Here is a 19,985-nt window from a genome sequence, read left to right on the forward strand (position 1 = left end):
CCTGCGGCGCGCCCGGGTGCGCGAGGCGCAGGTGCGGGCCGCGATGGCGGCCGTCCCCGCGTCGCGGACCGGCCCGGGCCTCGCTGACCTGCCGCGACGTTCCCCGCTGCAGGGCTGACCCGGCGCCCCCGGGCCCGCGCGACGGCCGCCCCGGACCGGCGGTCCCGCCCGCCCGCTAGCCTGCTCCGCCGTGCGACGTCTGGTGGTCTGCTGCGACGGCACGTGGGACACCCCGACCGACCGGACGAACGTCTCGCTCGTGGCCGGCGCCCTCGCCGAGGGCCCCGACCAGGTCGTCCGCTACTTCAGCGGCGTCGGGACCGACGCCGACCCGGTCACCCGCCTGCTGGAGGGCGCGCTCGGGCTCGGGCTCAACACCCGCATCCGCGAGGCGTACACGTGGCTCGCCGAGACCTGGCGTCCCGGCGACGAGATCGTCCTGCTCGGCTTCAGCCGGGGCGCCTTCACGGTGCGCAGCCTGGCCGGGATGCTCGCGGCGTGCGGGCTCGTCGCGTTCGCACCCGGCGACTCGCGCCTGCGGCGGAACCGCCTCGTGCGGCGGGTGTTCCTCGACGGCTACCAGCGCCGCCTCCCCCTCGGGGACGTCGCGTTCGCACCGGGGTTCGGCCCCGACGACACCGCGCCCATCGCCTTCCTCGGGGTCTGGGACACCGTCGGCGCCCTGGGCATCCCGCGGACCTTCGGTCTGCTCTCCACCCTGGTCTCCCGGCGCCTGCAGGGGTTCCACGACCTCTCGCTCGCGCCCGACGTCCGTCATGCCCGGCAGGCCCTCGCCCTCGACGAGCGCCGCGGCCCGTTCCAGCCCGCGGTCTGGGCGACCCCCGCCCCCGGGACCCACGCGTCCTTCGTGCAGCTGTGGTTCACCGGGGTCCACGGCGACGTCGGCGGCTCGCACGACCGCCCGCGGGCGCTCTCGGACATCACGCTGCGCTGGATGACCGAGGAGGCGACCGCGGCGGTCGGGCTCACCTGGCGCGCCGGGTCGCCCGGCGGCGAGGGGGATCCCCTCGGGCCGTTCGATCCCGGGCCGGGCGGGGTCTGGCGCTACCTGGGGCCGAGGCCGCGCTCCGTCCCCCGCGTCGTGGAGGGCGCCCCGGACGTCCACCCCTCCGCCGTCGCGCGCCGGGCCGCCCCACTCGTCCCGCCCTACCGGCCCGGCCGCGTCCCGGAGCCCGGCGGACCCGCCCCGGCCGCCGTGCCCGCGGACGACCCGTGGGTCGAGACGGGGCTCTACCTGCCCGAGGGCCGGTACGTCCTCGCGGTGTCGGGCCGCTGGAACGACCACGGCGCGGACACCACCCCGGTGGGCTTCGCCCGGTGGCCCTGGCGCGCCTGGCCGGACTACGCCCTCGGGGCGGCCCTCGACGCCTACCGTCGGGTGGTCCGCGCCCTCACCACCAGCAGCGCCGACACCCTCGCCGCACCGCGTGACGGCGACGCCCGCCGGATGGCCCTCGTCGTCGCCGTCGGGAACGACCGCAGGCACCCCGACGGCACCGTCGAGGGCGGCACCGTCGCCGCCGTGGGTCCGGAGGGCGCGACGACGCTGGTGCTCGGCCGGTCCGGCTACCTCTACGCGTTCGCGAACGACTCGTGGCTCGGCTACCGCGGCAACTCCGGAGCCGCGACGCTCACGGTGACCCGGTCGTGACGTGGACCCGCGACGCGGCGGATCCCCCCACCGGTCCGGTCCGCGTCCGCCGCCGGGGACCGCGTCCGTGGCGGGTGCTGGTCGGAATCCTCGTCGTCGCGGCCACCGCACTCCTGCTCGTCCCCGACCGGCTCGGTCTCGACGGTGTCCTGCCGTTCGTCGCGTTCGTGCTGGTCCGCGCGCCGGCGACGATCCTCGTGGTGGTCCTGGCGCTGCTCGCCCTCGCCGTGCGCGCCCGGTGGTGGCCGACCGTCGTGCCGGTCCTGCTGGTGGCGGCGCTCTCGGTCACCACGCTGCTGCCGCGGGTGCTCCCCGACCGTCCCGGCCCCGATCCCGGGCCGGACCTCGTCGTCATGACCCTCAACGTGGACCGCGGCAGCGCCGACGTGGGCGCCCTCTCCCGGCTGCTGCACCAGCGCAGGCCCGACGTGGTCGTCCTGCCCGAGGCGGGCGAGCCGTTCCGCACGCGCCTGGCGCCGCAGGTCGCCGACCTGGGATACCGGTCGTGGTCGTCGACCCCCACCGCGGAGCCGGACGCCGTGGGCACGACCATCCTCGCCGGTCCGTCGCTGGGCCCGGTCCGGCCCGACGTCGTCCGTGGCGTCAGCTTTCCCTGGCTGCAGATCTCGGGCGGGGCGCTCGGGCCGACCCGGCTGGTCGGGGTGCATCTCGCCTCGCCGGTCCCGACGCTCATCGACGCCTGGCCCGCCGAGCTCGGCGAGCTGCACCGGTGGTGCGCGCCCGGTGCCGGCCCGGCCGCCGTCGTCGGTGACTTCAACGCCACGGCGGACATCGCGGCCTACCGCTCGGGCACCGCGGGCTGCACCGACGCCGGCGACGCGGCCGGGAAGGGCCTGCTCGCGACCTGGCCGACCGCGACACCGCGGTGGCTCGGCGCGCAGCTGGACCACCTGCTCGCCGGGGGCGGGGTCGGCGTGGACGGATTCGACGTCATCGAGGTGCCGGGCACCGACCACCGCGGGGTGCTGGCCACGGTGCACACCGTCGGCTGACGGGTGGTGCTCAGCCGGGCAGCAGGGACGAGATGTCGCTGACCTGGTCGGCGGGCGGCGGGACGACCTCCGGTGCGTTCCCGACGTCGGAGAAGGTGATCGTCGTGGTGGTGCTCGTCGTCGGGGCTCCGGCCGGGGCCCCGGGGGTGGCAGGCACGCTCACCGTCTGGCCGACGCGCCGCAGCTTCCCTCCGCCGTCGACCCACACGTCGACCGGGAGCAGCGACGAGCCGAGCTGCGCCTTCAGCCGGTCGACCCCGGGCTTCGTCGACGGGTCGTCGGCGGCCGGGACCTTGTCCAGGTCGACGGCCCCCGCGTAGTGCGTGGTGTCCACGCCGTCGATCTGTTCGGGACCGACGAGGCGGGTCGTGTCGCTGATCGCCTTCAGGTAGCCGAGCTGCTGGGCCGGGTTGTCGGTGGTGCCCACCCCGAGCGCGCCCAGCGGTGCGCCGTACCCGGACTGCGCGAGCCGGTTCACGTCCACCGAGACCCAGCTCTTCCCGCCGGAGAACATGCCGATCAGCCCCGACGCCGCCGGCGGGAGCTGGGCGTCGAGGGTGCCGCCGGTGAACACGACGCGGACGGCACCGAGCGAGGGCACCTGGAGCGTCAGGTCGGCCGCCTGGTGCAGCGGATCGACCACGCCGCCGCCGTCGAGCGGGATCTCCTGGCCCATGACCGCGGTCCGCCCCGTCACGGTGGCGTGCGAAGGCCCGGCCGCGGCGGTGGAGACGACCGCCTCGCGCACGATCTCCGCGGGCCCGCGGCCCAGGGTGGGTCCGGTGCCCGCGCATCCGGCGAGCGCCGCGACGAGGCCGAGGACGGCGACCGCGGCGGCCCGCGGGGTGCGGGTCCGGGCCGGGGCACCGGGGCGGAGGGTCACCGGGCCATGGTGGCGTCCCACCGGTGAGCCACGTGTGCCGGGGCCGGTCAGCGCCAGCGGTGCGTCCGCCTGCCCTTGATCGTCGTCGCTAGCTGGCGCTGCCAGAGGGCCCAGGTCTCCGGGTCGAGCGTCTGCCCGGCGGGCGGTGTGGCGGTGCGGGTCCGGCCGGTGTCCGGGCCCTCGGGGCGCTCGGACGCCTCCGACGATCCCGCGCCGGACCGCGCCAGCGCGGGCACCGGGCCCGTCCGGGGCGCGGGCAGCGGACCGGAGGGGTGGCCCGCCGCGGGCTGCGCCTGGTGGGGCAGCGGTCCGGACGGGTGGGCCGGACGCTCCTGACGCGGCATCGGGCCCGAGGGGCTCGACGCGGGCATCGGGCCCGAGGGGTACGACGCGGGCATCGGGCCCGAGGGGTACGACGCCGGCAGGGGCCCGGAGGGATGACCGATCGGCAGCGGGGGCGGCGGGACGACCACGGGCCGCTCGCCGGTCGTCGGGGGCGCGGGACGGCGCGCGGTCGCCGCCACCGGCACGGGACCTGACGCGGTGGGCGACCAGATCGTCGGCTGGGCGTGCTCGGCCGGGGGGAGCGCCGGCCGGGAGTCCGCGACGGAGAACTCGATGCGCGCCCGGGCCGTCCCGCCGAGGATCGGCGCCCACGGCCAGAACCGCTCCGCCGAGCGGGTCCGGACGAAGCCCAGCCCCATGATCAGGCCGAAGATCAGGTGGCCGATCAGGGAGAGCGTGATCGTCACCGGGGTCAGCGGGAACATCATCGACTGGCCGCGGGGCGCCAGCCACACCGTCGCGATCAGGCCGGCCCAGACCGGGAACACCGCGAACGCCACCGCGGCGCCCACGACCTGTTTCGGCGAACGGCGGTGCAGGCCCAGGAAGGCCGCGCCGACGAAGAAGGTGACACCGATGCCGCCGCCGTCACCGAGGTAGCGCCAGAGGTAGCCGACCCAGGCGCCCGCGGTCTTCGACGCACCGTCCCCGACGATCCAGGTGCCCATCGTGGGGATGAAGTCCGCCCACCACCCGAGCATGTACACGGTGTCGAGCCGGAACACGTCGTAGAGGACGCAGGCCACGATGCCCCACACGAACCCGTGGAGGATCACGCGCTCCTCCGGGTGCGGGGCGAAGATCGACAGCGCCACGATCGCGGTGGCGAGGGGGACGACCAGCAACGCCGCGGACCAGTTCATCGTGATCAGGCCGAAGACGTGCGCCGAGATGGCGAGCAGGGGGAGCGCCGCGAGGAGCAGGTGCAGGCCGACCCGGAGGAGGCCCTCCCGGCTCACCGGGGCCGTGCCCGTGGAGACGTCCGTCGTGTTCATCGGCGAGGAAGTTAGGGCCGCGGCGTTCCGCGCGACCCCAACCTGAGAGTCCCCCGGTGCCCGCGCGACCACGGGCGACCATGGCGCGCCCACCGGTCGCGGGTCTCGTCCGTCCGGACCAGCGCAGGGCGCCGGGAGGAGCGATCGCGGCCGGAATGGTCACCGAGGGCTCTCAGCTGGCCACGAACGGCTCCGTGAGCGCCCACGCGTCGGCGCCGAGCGGTCCACCCCCGGCGTGTCGGAGCGGGGCCCCTCCCGCGCGGTCCCCGACCCCGGACCCGGGCGGGAGAGTCCGATCACGTGGCCCCGTTTCCCACGGTGACCTGACGACCCCGACCTACGCTGGATCGATGACCACGACCGGGCGCCCGTCGCGCGCCCGGTCCGCCGGGGACGGCGGCCGCCCGCCCGGCACGGCCCACCCCGCGCGCCGGGCGGTCACGCTCGCCGTCGCGGCCGTTCTCGCCGTCGTCGTGCTGCTGCCCGACGTGTTCGGCCTCGACCGGTACCTGCCGTTCGCCGTGACCGCGGCCCTGCGGCCGTCGCTGTCGGTGGCGGTCGCCGTCGTCGCCCTGATCCTGCTGGGACTGCGCGGGCGGTGGTGGCCGGTGCTCGTGCCCGCGCTCGTGGTGGCGGTCGTGGCCGGCGCGCTGGTGGTGCCGCGGGCGATCGCCCAGCCGGCCCCGCCGCCGGGCGGGACCGAGCTGACCGTGCTGGAGCTGAACGCGTTCGAGGGGCACGCCGACGCCCGCACGATCGCGGACCTCGCCCGCAGTGAGCACGCGGACCTGGTCGTGCTGCCGGAGTCCGGCGAGCGGATGCGCTCCCGGCTCGCCGCCCTGCTCCCGGAGTACCGGACCTGGACGAACGTGCCGCCGTCCGCGGCCGACGTGCGCGGGATCGTCGTCGCCGCCTCGCCGCGGGCCGGCGACGTCACGGCGCGGCGCCTCGACGGCGACACCCGCTATCCGTGGGCGGAGCTCACCGGCGGCATCCTCGGCCCGACGCGGCTCGTGGCGGTGCACCTGGTGTCGGTGGTGCCGAGCTGGATCGCCTACTGGCCGGGCGAGCTGGAGATGCTGGCGCAGTGGTGTGCGCCGGGCGGCGACCCGACGCCCGCGATGATCGTCGGGGACCTCAACGCCACCCCGGACCATTCCGCGTTCCGCGCCGGCACCGCGGGATGCACCGACGCCGCGACCGCCACCGGTGATTCCCTCGTGGCCACGTGGCGCTCGAGCCTGCCCCGCTGGCTCGGCACCCAGATCGACCACGTGCTCACCCGGCCCGGCGCCGACGGCTCCGGGCCGCGGGCCCGCTCGACGCAGGTCCTCGACGTGCCCGGCAGCGACCACCGCGCCCTGCTCACGCGGGTGCGGCTCTAGAGCGGCGTCATCACGGCCAGGTCACCGGCGATACACGCACCGCCCGTAGGCTCGGCCCGTGGCACGTCCGACGTGGATGCGGGTCCCCCGCTGGCTGCGCCCCCGTCCGGGCAATCCCGACGGGACGATGACGCTGCTCGAGCACATCCACGAGCTGCGCCGACGCCTCATGATCGGGGTCATCGCGATCGTCCTCGGGACGATCATCGGCCTCGTCTGGTACCAGTACCGGATCTTCGGCCTGCCGTCCCTGGGTCAGCTGCTCACCGAGCCGTACTGCCGGCTGCCTCCCGGGGCCCGGCTCACGCTGGGCAACCCGAACCAGTGCCAGCTCGTCGCGTTCGCCCCGTTCGAACAGCTCGCGCTCCTGATCAAGGTGGGTGTGGCGGCGGGCGTCGTGCTCGCGAGCCCGGTGTGGCTCTCGCAGCTGTGGGGGTTCATCACCCCCGGCCTGCACACCCACGAGCGCAAGTTCGCCCGCGTGTTCATCGGGACCGGGACGGTGCTCTTCCTCGCGGGCGCGTTCCTCGCGTACCTCGTGCTGACGCAGGCGCTGTACTTCCTGGTGACGGTCGGCGGCGGCATCCAGATCACCGCGCTGCGCGGCGAGGACTACTTCAGCCTGCTCATCACACTGCTGGTGATCTTCGGCGTCAGCTTCGAGCTGCCGCTGCTGATGATCATGCTCAACCGGGTCGGCATCTTCCCGTACGCGAAGATCAAGGCCTGGCGGCGCGGGCTGATCTTCGCGATCTTCGTGTTCGCCGCGGTCGCGACCCCGGGCCAGGATCCGTTCTCGATGCTGGCACTCGGGGTGTCGCTCACGGTGCTGTTCGAGATCGCCGCGCAGGTGTGCCGGGTCCACGACCGGAGGGTGGCGCGGGAGGCTCCGTGGGCGGGTCTCGCCGACGACGAGGCGGGGCCCTCGCCGGTGGCCTCCGCCACCGAGGCCGCGGGACCGGTCCGGCCCTCGGACCCGGTGACCCCCTCGGCGCTCGAGGGCTCGTCGGCCAACGGATCGGCGCCGCAGGGCTACGACGACGTCACGTAGGTGCGCTGCGCGTCGTTGCGTGAGCATGACGGTGAGGTCCGATGTCGCCGGCGCGGCGGACGCGGCGGAGCTGTACGGGGACGTGGCGACCGCCGGGATCGTCCGGCGGACGACGGGCAGCGTCCTGACGGCCTGCCGGGACGGGTCGCTGCACGCCCACCGGGACCACGACGGGCCGAAGAGCGGCTGGTCGATCCCGTTGATCTGCGCGCTCGCGTGGCGCGCGGGGCACGGTGCACAGCGGCAACGGGTGCTGTGCCCGTTGTGCATGGTGCTGTCCCGCGTCGCGCCGGCGCTGGGGCCGCGGCCCCGGGCGTGAGCCGTCAGCGGGCCGGTGCGCTCCCCGCCCTGACCGCGTGCGCGAGGCGCGGGCGGACGGGCCGCCCCCGGAGGTCACGGTGCCCGCCCCCGAGCCCGCACCAGGAGCAGTCCTCGCCGTCGGGCCCGGCCGCCGGGTTCCCGGCCGCGTCCGGGCGCGGCGCGGGGAGCAGCACGTCGAGTCCGTGGTCGGGCGCCGCGGCGGTCTCGTCGTCGAGCGTCAGGGGCCGGCGGTGGCGCCGCCAGAGCCAGCGGGCGAGCACCGTCACCCCCCACGCGATCAGGGCGACGACCGCCAGCCATTTGAGGAGCAGGACCGCACACAGCGCGATGACGATGCCCACGAGGGCGCTCGGTACGGGGACGCGCAGTGGACGGGGTGACACCCGATCGAGGTTAGGCGCTGCGGCGGGGATGGCTCGTCGCGACGCGCCGCACCCCTGATCCCGATCAGCGGCACGGGCCCGGAAACGATGACGGCCCCGGTGGGCCGCGAGGTCGGGGGTCCCGCGGCCCATCGGGGCTCGCAGGGGGTGTCGTCCCCCGGCCCGTCGGCGTTACACGTCCGCGGACGACGTCCCGAGGGTCTGCCGGACGAGCGCGTCGGACCAGGTGAGCGACCGGGTGGTGACCTCGACTCCGTCGGGGACCGAGCCCCCGGCGAGACCCGCCGCGGCCACGCAGCAGTGGACCCAGAGCTGGAACTGGATCTCGCGGGCGACGCCGAGCCGGTTGTACATGAGGTCGGCGAGCAGGTCGCCCGCCCGCGCCCACGTCGTGACGGTGAAGACCAGCCCGTCCGGGCACGTGGTGGCGGCGAACTCGATCTGGCCGGCCTCGAGGTGCCCGGCGAGGGTGGCCAGCCGGAACGACGAGCGCTCGGCGCCGTCGGTGCGGTCGACGACGCGGACCGGACCGTCCCACGGCCCCGGCATCCGGACCACGAGCTCGTCGCCGACGGCGAGGGCCCGGCCGGTGCTGGTGACCGGGTCGAAGCGGGCGACTCCGGGCACCATGGCCTGGTTCATGTCGGCGGCGAGCACCGCGAGGAGGGCGCGCGGTCCGAGGCGGGGTTCCGCGACCCGGACGGCGAACCTCCGGTGCAGCAGGGGGCCGTGTCCGGCGTCCGCGGGCTGGTCGTGCCCGAGGAGGTCCGTCAGCGGCGGCGGCGCGTCGCCCGCCGGGTCCCCCTCGACCCGGTGGTGGGTCACCCGGGTCCCGGGCAGCGCCCAGATCCGGCCGAGCGCGACGAGGCCACGGGGGAGGCCGGTGAGCATCAGGGCTTCGCGTACCACCTGACGGGGGCCGGGGACGATCTGCACGTGGACCGGGTACCCCGCCCCGTCGTCGTTCTAGACGACACCCCGGGCGGGCGAGTCCGGCGTCACCGGAGCGCACTGCCCGGCCTCGCAGCGGCGGCGGAGCCCCTCGGCCAGTTCCTCGAGCTGTGCCGTCGCGGTGGCGCCGGTCATCCGGTCGACGACCGAGGCGACCCAGCCGGAGCGGCGTGCCGTGAGCTCGAGGGTGGTGCCGCCAGGCGGGGCGGGGGCGATCCGCACGGCGAGGGTGGCCGCCGAGCCGACTCCCACCTGCGCCCAGGTGAAGCCCCGGTGGGCCCGGACCTCGCGGACGCACCACTCCCGCACCGGCAGGTTGCGGGAACGCACCCGCACCCGTCCGCCGACGACCAGGGGCCCGCCGTCGTAGGGGATGACCTCCCGCAGGTCCGTCGCCCACTCCGGCCAGCGCGAGACGTCGGTGAGCACGGCCCAGACGTAGTCCGGGCAGGCGGCGATCCGCACCTCGTGGTGCTGGTGCACTCCGGGGCCTCCTCGCCGCGTGACGTCACCGTCGACGTCGAGCGTAGAGACCGTGGGCCCGCCGACGGTAGGGCCGGGGCGGGGTCGGGAACCGTCCCGGTCGACAACATCTCTGTGTCAGAGCTAATCTTCTTCTCGTGACCGTCACCGTCGGACTCGCCGAGGGCCTCATGCCCGCGGTCATCGCCCTGCGCCGGGCGGTGCGGCGCCGCACCCGCGAGCGGATGGGCGTTCCCGCGCTGCCCGCCGCGCAGGTGGAGCTGCTGCGCGCGGTCCAGGACGAGCCGGGGATCGGGGTGGCCGGGGCGGCCCGGCGGCTGCGGCTCGCGGAGAACTCGGTGAGCACGCTGGTGCGCACCGCGGTCGCCGACGGTCACCTGCGGCGCACCCCGGACCCGGCCGACCGCCGGGCCGCGCGCCTCGAGCTCACCGACACGGCGCACGAGCGGTTGCGCCGCTGGCGCGGCGTGCGGGCCGACGTCGTCGACGCGGCGCTCGCCCAGCTCGACCCCGCCGACCACGACGCGCTCGTCGCGGCCGTGCCCGCACTCACCCGGCTCCTCGACGCCGTCGAGTCGACCGGTCCCGACGACCAGGACGGAGGACGACCGTGACCGACCCGGTCCGCACCCAGGGACTGCACTACGCCTTCGGTGAGCACGTCGCCGTGGACGGGCTCGACCTCGCGCTGGAGCGGGGCGAGGTCTTCGGCCTGCTGGGTCCCAACGGCGCGGGCAAGACCACCACGATCCGCGTCATCACGACGCTGCTCCCCGCCCCGCCGGGGACGGTGACCGTCGCCGGCCTCGACGTCGCCCGCCACCGCCGCCAGGTGCGGCGCCTGCTCGGGTACGTGCCCCAGCAGCTCTCCGCCGACGCCTCGCTCACCGGCCGGGAGAACGTCGCCCTCTTCGCGCGGCTGTTCGACCTGCCGCGACGGGGACGCCCGGAGGCGATCGACGGCGTGCTCGACGCGATGGGCCTGAGAGAGTCGGCCGACCGCACCGTGTCGACCTACTCCGGCGGCATGGTCCGCCGCCTCGAACTGGCCCAGGCCCTGGTCAGCGCCCCGCAGGTACTCGTGCTGGACGAGCCCACGGTCGGGCTCGACCCGGTCGCCCGCTCCGGGGTCTGGGACCGCATCCACGAAGTGCGCCGCGAGACCGGCATGACGGTGCTCGTCACCACCCACGCCATGGAGGAGGCCGAGCTGCACTGCGACCGGGTCGCCCTGCTGCACCGCGGCCACAAGCGCGCCGAGGGCACGCCGACCGAGCTCATGGACGCCCTGGGGGCGGACGCGACCCTCGACGACGTCTTCCGCCACCACACCGGCAACACCCTCACCCAGTCCGGTGGAGAAGGGAGTCTGCGCGATGTCCGTACTGCCCGCCGCACCGCCCGCCGCGTCGGCTGAACGCCTCTCGCCCGTCGGCGAGGTGGCGCTGCTGGTCCGCCGCGTCGGCGCCATGTGCCTGGTCGAGCTCCAGAAGCTGCGCCACGACCGCACCGAGCTGGTCACCCGCACCATCCAGCCCGCGCTGTGGCTGGTGGTGTTCGGGACGACGTTCAGCCGCATCCACGCGATCCCGACCGGCTCGACGCCCTACCTGGACTTCCTCGCCCCCGGGATCCTCGCGCAGTCCGCGCTGTTCATCGCGATCTTCTACGGCATCCAGGTCATCTGGGAACGCGACGCCGGGGTGCTGGCGAAGCTCCTGGTGACGCCCACACCGCGGGCCGCGCTGGTGACCTCGAAGGCGTTCGCGGCGGGCATCCGGGCGCTGGTGCAGGCGCTGGTCGTCGTGGTGATCGCGCTGCTGCTCGGGGTGGGCTTCACCGCGAACCCCCTGCGGTTGCTGGCGGCGGCCGTCGTCGTGGTGCTCGGGTCGGCGTTCTTCTGCTGCCTGTCGATCACGCTGGCGGGGGTGGTGCTCTCCCGGGACCGGCTGATGGGTATCGGCCAGGCGATCACCATGCCGCTGTTCTTCGCCTCGAACGCGCTCTACCCGGTGCAGGTCATGCCCGCCTGGTTGCAGTGGATCAACCGCGTCAACCCGCTGTCCTACGAGGTCGACGCGCTGCGCGGGCTCCTGATCGGCACGCCGGCGCGGCTCGGGCTGGACGCGGTGGTGCTCGTCGTCGCGGCCGTGGTCATGATCTCGGTCGCCTCGGCCCTCCTGCCCCGGCTCGCGCGGGGGTGAGGGCGTTCAGCCGGCCCGCTGCTCGAGGTCGGCGAGCAGGTCCCGGTCCCCGACGGCGGCCGGTGCGGTCGCGGCGGCCCGGGGCCCGGGGTCGGCGAGCGTCATCGTGGCCGTCGCGCCGCCCCCGGGCAGATCGGCCGGTCGGAGCACCTCGACGACACGACGCAGCCGGCCCGTCCGGTCGACCCACACCTCGACCGGGAGCAGGCTGGTCGAGAGCTCGGTGCGCAGGCGCGCGACGAGGGGGGCGAGTGCGGGGGCGGCCCCGGCGACCGCCGCCAGGTCGACGGTGCCGCGGTAGTGGGTCGCGGGCGTCCCGTCGATCGGCTCGGGGCCGACCAGCGCCACGTCGTCACGCAGCCCCGCGAGCAGGGCGGGCAGATCGGCACCGATCCGGGAGATGCGCAGCGACAGCGCGGCCGTGCCGTCGCGGAAGTCGACGGTGCCGCTCCCGGTCGTGGTGGCGCTGCGGCCGCGGGCGGGTCCCGTCGACGCCGTCGTGACGGTCGCCCCGCCCGCCGCGGCCGTTGCGGCGTCCCGGACCGCGCGCGCCGCGTTCGCGGGGTCGGCCGGGTCGGCGGCGTCGTCCCCGCCCGGCGAGCACCCGGCGAGCAGGGCGAGCGCGCACAGGACCGCGACGATCGCCGGGAGCCGGAGGCGCGGGGCGGGGTCCACGGGCCCAGTGAACGAGCCGGAGCACGGCCCGCGCCGCCCGGCCCGCCCGCCCGCCACACGATCGTGTCGATCTCTGTGGCCCGGGTCAGATGCGCGTCTCGCGGTCGTGCCAGTGCTCGTCGCGCAGCTCCCGCTTGAGGATCTTGCCGGCGCCCGACTTCGGCAGCGGCTCGCCGCGCAGCTCCACCGCGCGCGGGACCTTGTAGCCCGCGATCGTGAGCCGGCAGTGGGCGACGAGGTCGTCGACGGTGACCTCGGCCCGGGTCTGGACGACGGCGTGCACCGCCTCGCCGTAGCGCTCGTCGGGAATCCCGAACACGGCCGCCTCCACGACCGCGGGGTGCGAGTAGAGGGCGTTCTCCACCTCGGCGGAGTACACGTTCTCCCCGCCGGAGACGATCATGTCCTTGGCCCGGTCGACGAGGAACAGGTACCCGGCGTCGTCGAGGTAGCCCAGGTCGCCCGAGGTGAACCAGCCCCCGCGCAGGACCTTGGCCGTCTCGTCCGGCTTGTGCCAGTAGCCCGCGGTCACGTTGGCCCCGCGGATCGCGACCTCCCCGACCTCCCCGGGCTCGCGCGGCATGCGCTCCCCGGGCTCCCCACCGACCTCGACGATGGCCACCTCCACCCCGACGGCCGGGCGTCCGCACGACATCGCGCGGGGGTGGTCGAGCCGCAACTGCTCGTCGGGGTGCAGCGTGACGATCGGCGCGGTCTCGGTCAGCCCGTAGATGTGCAGCATCGAGGCCTGCGGGAACGTCTCGTGGGTGCGCTTGAGCAGCTCCCGGGCGGCCGGGCTGCTGCCGTGGGAGAGCCAGCGCAGGCTCGAGACGTCGCGCGGACGGTCGCGCTGCTCGACGGCGAGGGCGTCCATCATCGTCGGCACCACGAGCGTGGCGGTGATCCGCTCGCGCTCCACCACGTCGAGCACGCCCGCCCCGGTGAACGTGGGCACGAGGACCTGGGTGCCCGCCGCCCAGGTGGTGGCCAGGGCACCGATGGTCCCCGCGGCGTGGAACATCGGCGCGACCACCATGAAGCGGGTGTCCTCGGTGAACGGCCAGCACGCCATGAAGTGGAAGGCGTTGGCGACGAGGTTGCCGTGGGTGAGCATCACGCCCTTCGCCGCGCCGGTCGTGCCGCCGGTGTAGAAGATGCCGGCGAGGTCGTTCTCACCCGGCGCGTCCGGGCCGTCGGGCCAGGGGGCCGCGTCGTCGGCGGCGTCCAGCAGGGCCTCGTACTCGTCGCCGAGCCCGACCACCCGGACGCCGAGCTCCCCGACACCCGCGACGTCCCGGTCGGTGAGGAACACGCCCGCGCCGGAGTCGGAGATCGCGTAGCAGCGCTCGTGGTCGGAGTGCCGGGTGTTGAGCGGGACGATGACCAGGCCCGCGATCGGCAGCGCGAGGTGCAGCTCGAGGTAGCGGTGGCAGTTCGTGCTGAGCACCGCGACCCGGTCGCCGCGGCGGAGCCCCAGCGATGCGCACGCGTCGATCAGGCGCCCGACGCGGGCGCCGAGCTCGCGGTAGGTCAGGGTCGCCTCGGGACAGACGACCGCCGTGGCCTCGGGAGCGACGGCGAGGGCGCGGCGCAGCGGCGCGGCGAGGGTCCGCGTGGCATTGCGCGGATCGCCCGCCGGCGCGAGGCTCCCACCGGCCGGGTTCGCCTCCAGCGTCGTCATCGACGTCCTCCTGGAATCGGTTCGCGTGCCGAACGATCGTTCGGTGGGTACGATAGCAGGAGGCGTGATCGGCGACACTCCTCCGATCGGCCGTGCGCGGGACCGGATGCGGACCCCACTATCGTCCTCACGATCATGACGGGAGTTCGGCGATGAGCGCCTCGCGCGAGGACATGGCCGCCCGGCGGCCCGGCCGTCGCGCGACGAACGCGGAGCCCTACACCCTCGAGTCGCTGGTCGAGGTGGCCGCGACGGCGTTCCTGGAGCGCGGGTACGACGCCACCAGCATGGAGGACCTCTCCCGGGCGGCGGGGATCACGAAGTCGTCCTTCTACCACCACGTCTCCGGCAAGGAGGCGCTGCTGCGCGGCGCGCTGGACCGGGCCCTCGACGGTCTGTTCGGCGTCCTCGCGGAGCCCGGCGCGCTCCAGGGGCCGCCCGTGGAGCGGCTGCGCCACATCGTGCGCCGGCAGGTCGAGGTGCTCGCCACCGAACTGCCGTACGTGACGCTGCTGCTGCGGCTACGGGGAAACACCGAGACCGAGCGGTGGGCCATGGCGCGTCGCCGCGATTTCGACCAGGCCGTCGCGTCCCTGGTCCGGGAGGCGACCGAGGCGGGGGCCACCCATCCGGAGGTGGATCCGGTCGTCGCCGCCCGCCTGCTCTCCGGGACGGTGAACTCGCTCATCGAGTGGTACCGGCCGGGGCGCGTGACGGTGCCGGACCTCGTGGACGCCGTCGAGCGGCAGGTGTTCGACGGTCTCCTGGGTGCCTCCGGCGCGCCCTGATCGGCACCGGTAGAACTGCCGCGTGGACGAGACGCCCGAGAACGACGCCTCCCCTCCCGCGACGACGCAGGAGTCCACCCGCGCGGCGCGCCTCCGGACGGGCGCGGCCCGCGCCGGGGAGCGGGCCCGCGAGGTGGACCGTTCGCCCGCGCTCCAGCGCGCGGTCAAGCGGGTACGGAGCGGCCTGCCCGGCGACGCCCACTTCGGCGACCCGCTCTCGCTCGGCGGCGCCCGCCACACCGAGGCGGTCGGGCGGGCCATCGTCGGGCTGACCGGCGACCGCCCCGGGGTCGCACGCGAGGTCGGTCTGGGCGGCGTGCAGGTGTGGCAGTCGATGCTCGAGCGGTTCGGGCGCGGCGGCGGCGAGCACGAGGTGGTCCTCGTGTTCACCGACCTCGTCGAGTTCTCCCGCTGGGCCCTCGAGGCGGGGGACGACGCGGTGCTGCGGGTCCTGCGCCAGGTCGCCGACGCCTGGGAGACCCCGATGACCCGGCGCGCGGGCACCGTCGTCAAGCGACTCGGAGACGGGCTGATGGTGGCCTTCGCCGACCCGGCCGCGGCACTGGCCGCCGTCGTCGAGGCCCGCCGCCGGCTGGGGGAACTGCAGGTCGAAGGCTGGGAGCCGCGGATGCGCGCGGGCCTGCACTCCGGGCGGCCGCGGCGGGTCGGGGGCGACTACCTCGGCGTCGCCGTCAACACCGCCGCCCGCCTCGGCGACGCGGGGAAGGCCGACGAGATCCTGGTCAGCGGGGATCTGTTGCGCCGGCTCGACGCGACGACGGTGACTGCGCGGCGCAGGCGCAGGCTCCGCCTCAAGGGTGCCCCGGACGACCTCGAGGTGTACGCGGTGGAGCCGGTGTAGGTGGGCGAAGCCCTCGTGAGCACTTTCGGGGGTCATAGCCCCTGAAAGTGCTCACGAGCCGGAGGCACCTATCCGCTCCAGCCACTCCCCCAGCAGCGCCCGCTCGGCCTCGGTCAGCACCCCGACGTCGTCGAGCGCGGCCCGCAGCGACACCGCCGCCGTCACGGGGCCGGGCTCCGGCGCGGGCGGAGCGTCGGTCGTGATGGCCGCGATCACCGCCTCGCGCGCCGCCTCGGAGAGGCCCGGATCGCGCTCGGCGGCCGGTACCGCGATGAGCGAGAGCGCGACGCCGCTGCCCGCGGCGTGCACCAGCCCGACCGCCCGCGTCTCGCCCACGCGCAACCGGCCGGCCGCGGCGATCCGCCGGACCAGGGCCGCGAGCACCGCGAACGCTGCCCGGGCCGCCGGGGAGTGCCCGTCCCGGCGCGGCCGCGCGTACATCAGCGTGTAGAGCGCGGGCCGCTCGAGGGCGAGTCCGACGTGGAGGTCCCACCCGGTGCGCAGGTCGGCGACCGGGTCGTCCCCGGCCTCGCGGACCGTCTTCTCGGCGAGGTAGGTCTCGAAGCCGTGGGCGACGACGGCGTCGAGCAGCCCCTGCTTGTCCCCGAAGAGCCGGTAGATCGTCGGCGCCTGCACCCCGGCCGCGGCGCTCACCGCCCGCGTCGAGACCGCGTCCTCGCCGCCGTCCTCGAGCAGGTGCGCGGCGGCGTCGACGATGCGCCCCCGCGGTCCGTCGACGTCTTTCACGGTAGCGACGATAACAGTTCAGTGTTAGCGCGATGGCGTTTCCGGTGTTAGCGTCGGGCCAGTAGCAGCGATAGGAGGTACCGATGATCGTCGTGACCGGGGCCAACGGTGTGCTGGGCCGGGGCGTGGTGGAGCACCTGCTCGGCCTCGTCCCCGCCGACCGGATCGGGGTGAGCGTGCGCGACCCGGACGCCGCCGCGGACCTCGCCGAGCGCGGCGTCCGCGTGCGCCGCGGGGACTTCACCGAGCCCGCCACCCTCGTCGAGGCGTTCGCCGGGGCCGAGCAGGTGCTCGTCGTCAGCGCGAACGCCCTCGGCGAGGCGGCCCGCGCCCAGCACCGCACCGCGATCGAGGGCGCCGCCGCGGCCGGTGCGGGGCGCATCGTCTACACGTCCCACCAGGGCGCCCGGCCGGACTCGCCCTTCGCCGCGGCGCCGGACCACGCGGCCGCCGAGGAGGTCCTCGCGTCGACCGGCGTGCCGTGGACCTCGCTGCGCAACGGCTTCTACGCCTCGACGGTCCCGATGCTGCTCGGCGACGCCGCGAGCAGCGGCGACCTGCGGCTGCCCGCCGACGGGCCGGTCGCCTGGACCACCCGCGAGGATCTCGCGGGTGCCATCGCGCGCCTGCTCGTCGACGGTCCTCCGGACGGACCCACCGGCCCGCTCACCGGCCCGGCGGCCGTGGACATGGCCACCGTGGCGGAGATCGCCGGCGAGGTCACCGGCCGGCCGATCCGCCGGATCGTCGTCGACGACGACGAGTACCGGACGACCCTGACCGGTCACGGCGTGCCCGCCGAGGCCGCGGACATGCTCGTCGGGATGTTCGCCGCGAGCAGGCGGGGCGACTTCGCGCCGTCCGGCCCGATGCTGGCCGACCTGCTGGGCCGGCCCGCGACATCGGTCCGCGAGGTCCTCGGAGCGGCGCTCAGCCCGACCCGCTGATCGGGCCGGTCCCCGGCGGAACGAACGACTCGTTCGTGGCTTCTAGGTGCACGAACGAGTCGTTCGTTCCGGCCGGGTGAGGGCGAACTGGCGGCCGGGCCGAGAGCGAACGGCGGGTCCTAGTCGGCGTGGTCGGTCCGGCGGCCGAGTCCGACGGCGGTCAGGCCGGCGCGGCGCAACGTCGCGGGGTCGACGATGTTGCGGGTGTCCACCACGATCGGGCGCTTCATCGCCGACGCCATCACCGACCAGTCCAACGACCGGAACTGCGGCCACTCGGTCAGCACCAGCACCGCCTCCGCGCCCTGGGCCGCCGACGCCGCGTCCGACGCCAACGGCACCCCCTCGACCTCGCTCGGCGCGGGCACCCCGTCCCGGAACTTCAACGCCTCCGGACCCTCCACGAACGCCGGATCGAACCCCACCAGATCCGCCCCGGCCTGACGCAGCAACGCCGCGATCGCCAACGCAGGCGAATCCCGCAGATCATCGGTACCGGCCTTGAACGTCAGCCCCAGCAGACACAGCCGCACCCGCGACAGCGACCCCGTCCGCTTCCCGGTCACCGCCAGGCGCACCTTGTCCACGATCCGCTGCCGCTGCCGGGTGTTCGTGTCGATCGTCGCCCGCAACAACCGGAACTCGAAGTCCGCCGCATCGGCGACCTGCAACAACGCGTGGGTGTCCTTGGGCAGACACGACCCTCCCCACCCCGGCCCCGGCGACAGGAACGCCTGCCCGATCCGCCGGTCGTACCCGATCCCCTCGGTCACATCCGCGATGTCCGCGCCGACCCGCTCACACAACTCGGCCATCGCGTTCACATACGACAGCTTCATCGCCAGGAAACAGTTCGCCGCGTACTTCATCAACTCCGCCGACGCCGCATCGGTCAGCACCGTCGGCGCACCCAGCCGGGCGTACAGCGCCGCCACCCGCTCCGCGGCGTCCTGGTTGTCCGAGCCCACCACGATCCGGTCCGGGCCCAGGAAGTCCTTCACCGCCGACCCCTCGCGGAGGAACTCCGGGTTCGACACCACCCCGATGTCGGTGCGCTCCAGCATCTCCGCGGTGCGCTCCGCGGTCCCCACCGGCACCGTCGACTTGTTCACCACCACCGTGCCCGACGCCAACGAGGAGCCGACCTCCTCCATCACCGACTCCACCGCACGCAGATCAGCCACCCCACCCGCACCCATCGGGGTCGGCACACACAGGAACACGACCTCCGGTGAGCGGCCGTCCTCGAACGACTCCAACGCCACCGAGTTGCCCACCACGAACGTCAACCGGCCCGCCGAGGTCTGCTCCGAGACCAGCTCCGCCAGGCCCGGCTCCACGATGTCGACCACCCCGCGGCGCAACCGCTCCACCTTCGCGGTGTCGATGTCCGCGCACACCACCTCGTGGCCCAACGAGGCCAGACACGCCCCCGTCGTCAACCCGACGTAGCCCGTGCCCACCACCATGACCCGCCGTGCGAACACGTCGGACTCCCCTCTTCGTCCGGCCCCGCCGCTCGCGGGAAGCCGCCTCCGGTCACGGGCCGTCCCGTCCGACGCACCCACGCTGCCAGATCACGCTCGGTGAGCGGAGGACAGCGGGTCCCACTCACCGTGTCCGTCAGCCGGAGGCCCCGGTCACCGCGTTCGCGTAGTCCTGCCGGGTCAGCCCACCCCGCCGCGCCACCCCGCCGTCGGGAAGATCAGCAGCACACCAGGCATCCCGAGAACCTCGCCGACCTGCCCCACGTGCCCCTCGTCCCGGCAGGAGCGCCGGATCAGCGGGCGATCGCCGCGGTGTAGTCGCCGGGGTGCAGGCCGCTGCGCGAGGTGTAGAGGTCGTCCTCGAACGCGACCAGGAACGCCGTGAGCCCGCAGGCGCGGGCATAGCCCGGCGCGTACCGCAGTTGGTCGCGCTCGCTGTCGGGCGGTCCCGCCGGTCTCCGGGGCGGGCGGGCCCGGGTTCTCCCCCACCGTCGGCAGCCCGGCGCGTGCCGCCGCGGCCGCGGCCACGCGCTGGTTCGGCCAGGAGTCGAGCGCTGCCCGCCCTTGTCAGCGCGGCGGAGACGTCCCGGCCCTGCCAGGTCCGCGCGCCGGGCACCCACCCCGGCAGCGGGGAGCGGGTCTGCCCGGGCGCGAGCCCGGTCCCGCGCTGGGGGGCGTCGCCGAAGGCCCACCAGCTGTCGAAGGCGGCGCCGGACGCCTCGGGGCCGGGGTAGCCGAGCTCGCCGGCGGTCGACGTGCCGATCCGCACGCCGGCGGGTACTGCAGCCCGGAGCCCGGCACGACGCGCACCCCGGCGTCGTGGCAGCGGGTGACGCTCGCGCGCAGCACGGCGGCGTAACCGGGGTCGACGACACCGGGCGCCCGCCCGTCAGCATCGAACGTTCAGCCCAGTAACTAACCCCTTTGCTTCGCGACCATCTGGACTAGCTGCGGCCGTCGTACCTGGTGGAGGCGTGTCGCTGCTCTGATCGAGTCCCTGCATTCGCCGGCCAACTTCATGCCGTCGGGTGACACGGTCGCCCGGCGCGTCGGGGTGCGCACGTGTCGAAGAAGGTCTTCTTCCGGGGTGCCACGACCGGCGCCGACGGGGC

At 75.2% G+C, this 19,985-nt stretch carries 21 protein-coding genes; 11 read left to right on the top strand and 10 right to left on the bottom strand.

The window, feature by feature from the left end:
* Window positions 1-190 precede the first annotated feature (190 nt).
* Together VGI02_RS19310 and VGI02_RS19315 are read left to right on the top strand one after the other, a co-directional pair.
* Window positions 191-1,672, top strand: coding sequence for a T6SS phospholipase effector Tle1-like catalytic domain-containing protein (locus VGI02_RS19310; RefSeq protein ID WP_331629826.1), 1,482 nt, complete (start codon window positions 191-193; stop codon window positions 1,670-1,672).
* A complete protein-coding gene (locus tag VGI02_RS19315) occupies window positions 1,669-2,685 on the top strand; it encodes an endonuclease/exonuclease/phosphatase family protein (RefSeq protein WP_331629828.1) in 1,017 nt (338 codons plus the stop codon). The genes VGI02_RS19310 and VGI02_RS19315 overlap by 4 nt, the downstream gene beginning before the upstream one ends.
* 10 nt (window positions 2,686-2,695) lie before the next feature.
* On the opposite strand, the gene VGI02_RS19320 is transcribed toward VGI02_RS19315, so the two are convergent.
* Both VGI02_RS19320 and VGI02_RS19325 read right to left on the bottom strand, forming a co-directional pair.
* A complete protein-coding gene (locus VGI02_RS19320; RefSeq protein ID WP_331629830.1) occupies window positions 2,696-3,568 on the bottom strand; it encodes an SCO4651 family lipoprotein in 873 nt (290 codons plus the stop codon).
* A 47-nt stretch (window positions 3,569-3,615) separates the two neighbouring features.
* A complete protein-coding gene (locus VGI02_RS19325) occupies window positions 3,616-4,908 on the bottom strand; it encodes a hypothetical protein (RefSeq protein WP_331629832.1) in 1,293 nt (430 codons plus the stop codon).
* A 350-nt stretch (window positions 4,909-5,258) separates the two neighbouring features.
* Here VGI02_RS19325 and VGI02_RS19330 point away from each other — a divergent pair, with 350 nt between their 5' ends.
* The 3 genes from VGI02_RS19330 to VGI02_RS19340 all read left to right on the top strand — a co-directional run bounded on the left by VGI02_RS19330 (window position 5,259) and on the right by VGI02_RS19340 (window position 7,663).
* Window positions 5,259-6,293 (top strand): endonuclease/exonuclease/phosphatase family protein, encoded by a 1,035-nt coding sequence (locus VGI02_RS19330; RefSeq protein ID WP_331629834.1) that lies wholly within the window; start codon window positions 5,259-5,261, stop codon window positions 6,291-6,293.
* A 76-nt stretch (window positions 6,294-6,369) separates the two neighbouring features.
* Complete coding sequence (gene tatC, locus VGI02_RS19335) at window positions 6,370-7,344, top strand: twin-arginine translocase subunit TatC (RefSeq protein ID WP_414638319.1); 975 nt, start codon at window positions 6,370-6,372, stop codon at window positions 7,342-7,344.
* A 19-nt stretch (window positions 7,345-7,363) separates the two neighbouring features.
* Window positions 7,364-7,663 carry a hypothetical protein gene (locus tag VGI02_RS19340; RefSeq protein WP_331629838.1) on the top strand — a complete coding sequence of 100 codons (300 nt, stop codon included), beginning with the start codon at window positions 7,364-7,366 and terminating at the stop codon, window positions 7,661-7,663.
* Between the two features lie 4 nt (window positions 7,664-7,667).
* Here the strand turns inward: VGI02_RS19340 and VGI02_RS19345 are convergent, their stop codons facing one another.
* The 3 genes from VGI02_RS19345 to VGI02_RS19355 all read right to left on the bottom strand — a co-directional run bounded on the left by VGI02_RS19345 (window position 7,668) and on the right by VGI02_RS19355 (window position 9,482).
* Window positions 7,668-8,048, bottom strand: coding sequence for a hypothetical protein (locus tag VGI02_RS19345; RefSeq protein WP_331629840.1), 381 nt, complete (start codon window positions 8,046-8,048; stop codon window positions 7,668-7,670).
* A 171-nt stretch (window positions 8,049-8,219) separates the two neighbouring features.
* Window positions 8,220-8,984: a DUF1990 family protein gene (locus VGI02_RS19350; protein ID WP_331629842.1), complete on the bottom strand. Its 765-nt coding sequence runs from the start codon at window positions 8,982-8,984 to the stop codon at window positions 8,220-8,222.
* Between the two features lie 30 nt (window positions 8,985-9,014).
* Window positions 9,015-9,482, bottom strand: a complete 468-nt coding sequence (locus VGI02_RS19355; RefSeq protein WP_331629844.1) for an SRPBCC family protein — start codon at window positions 9,480-9,482, stop codon at window positions 9,015-9,017.
* Between the two features lie 137 nt (window positions 9,483-9,619).
* Between VGI02_RS19355 and VGI02_RS19360 the strand changes: the two genes are divergently transcribed.
* Genes VGI02_RS19360 through VGI02_RS19370 form a run of 3 tightly spaced genes read left to right on the top strand, consistent with a single transcriptional unit; the run spans window position 9,620 to window position 11,686 of the window.
* Entirely contained in the window at window positions 9,620-10,096 is a 477-nt protein-coding gene (locus tag VGI02_RS19360; RefSeq protein WP_331629846.1) for a MarR family winged helix-turn-helix transcriptional regulator, read from the top strand.
* On the top strand, window positions 10,093-10,899 hold the full coding sequence (locus VGI02_RS19365) for an ABC transporter ATP-binding protein (protein ID WP_331629848.1): 807 nt from the start codon (window positions 10,093-10,095) through the stop codon (window positions 10,897-10,899). Before VGI02_RS19360 ends, VGI02_RS19365 begins: the two co-directional genes overlap by 4 nt.
* Window positions 10,859-11,686, top strand: a complete 828-nt coding sequence (locus VGI02_RS19370; protein WP_331629850.1) for an ABC transporter permease — start codon at window positions 10,859-10,861, stop codon at window positions 11,684-11,686. Before VGI02_RS19365 ends, VGI02_RS19370 begins: the two co-directional genes overlap by 41 nt.
* Window positions 11,687-11,692: 6 nt before the next feature.
* On the opposite strand, the gene VGI02_RS19375 is transcribed toward VGI02_RS19370, so the two are convergent.
* The gene (locus tag VGI02_RS19375; protein ID WP_331629852.1) at window positions 11,693-12,361 is read right to left on the bottom strand and encodes a hypothetical protein; all 669 of its coding nucleotides are present in this window, start codon (window positions 12,359-12,361) and stop codon (window positions 11,693-11,695) included.
* A gap of 85 nt (window positions 12,362-12,446) precedes the next feature.
* On the bottom strand, window positions 12,447-14,042 hold the full coding sequence (locus VGI02_RS19380; RefSeq protein WP_331629854.1) for a class I adenylate-forming enzyme family protein: 1,596 nt from the start codon (window positions 14,040-14,042) through the stop codon (window positions 12,447-12,449).
* A 152-nt stretch (window positions 14,043-14,194) separates the two neighbouring features.
* Between VGI02_RS19380 and VGI02_RS19385 the strand changes: the two genes are divergently transcribed.
* Together VGI02_RS19385 and VGI02_RS19390 are read left to right on the top strand one after the other, a co-directional pair.
* The gene (locus tag VGI02_RS19385; RefSeq protein WP_414638318.1) at window positions 14,195-14,830 is read left to right on the top strand and encodes a TetR/AcrR family transcriptional regulator; all 636 of its coding nucleotides are present in this window, start codon (window positions 14,195-14,197) and stop codon (window positions 14,828-14,830) included.
* Between the two features lie 22 nt (window positions 14,831-14,852).
* Entirely contained in the window at window positions 14,853-15,692 is an 840-nt protein-coding gene (locus VGI02_RS19390) for an adenylate/guanylate cyclase domain-containing protein (protein WP_331629856.1), read from the top strand.
* A gap of 51 nt (window positions 15,693-15,743) precedes the next feature.
* Here VGI02_RS19390 and VGI02_RS19395 read toward each other — a convergent pair whose 3' ends face one another.
* Entirely contained in the window at window positions 15,744-16,439 is a 696-nt protein-coding gene (locus VGI02_RS19395) for a TetR/AcrR family transcriptional regulator (protein ID WP_331629858.1), read from the bottom strand.
* A gap of 83 nt (window positions 16,440-16,522) precedes the next feature.
* On the opposite strand from VGI02_RS19395, the gene VGI02_RS19400 reads away from it, so the two are divergent.
* Window positions 16,523-17,386 carry an NAD(P)H-binding protein gene (locus VGI02_RS19400; protein WP_331629860.1) on the top strand — a complete coding sequence of 288 codons (864 nt, stop codon included), beginning with the start codon at window positions 16,523-16,525 and terminating at the stop codon, window positions 17,384-17,386.
* A gap of 119 nt (window positions 17,387-17,505) precedes the next feature.
* Here VGI02_RS19400 and VGI02_RS19405 read toward each other — a convergent pair whose 3' ends face one another.
* Together VGI02_RS19405 and VGI02_RS19410 are read right to left on the bottom strand one after the other, a co-directional pair.
* Entirely contained in the window at window positions 17,506-18,873 is a 1,368-nt protein-coding gene (locus tag VGI02_RS19405) for a UDP-glucose dehydrogenase family protein (RefSeq protein ID WP_331629862.1), read from the bottom strand.
* Between the two features lie 293 nt (window positions 18,874-19,166).
* The gene (locus VGI02_RS19410) at window positions 19,167-19,493 is read right to left on the bottom strand and encodes a hypothetical protein (RefSeq protein ID WP_331629864.1); all 327 of its coding nucleotides are present in this window, start codon (window positions 19,491-19,493) and stop codon (window positions 19,167-19,169) included.
* Window positions 19,494-19,985: the final 492 nt, after the last annotated feature.

It is taken from the genome of Actinomycetospora sp. (assembly GCF_036497245.1).
Taxonomy (GTDB): domain Bacteria; phylum Actinomycetota; class Actinomycetes; order Mycobacteriales; family Pseudonocardiaceae; genus Actinomycetospora.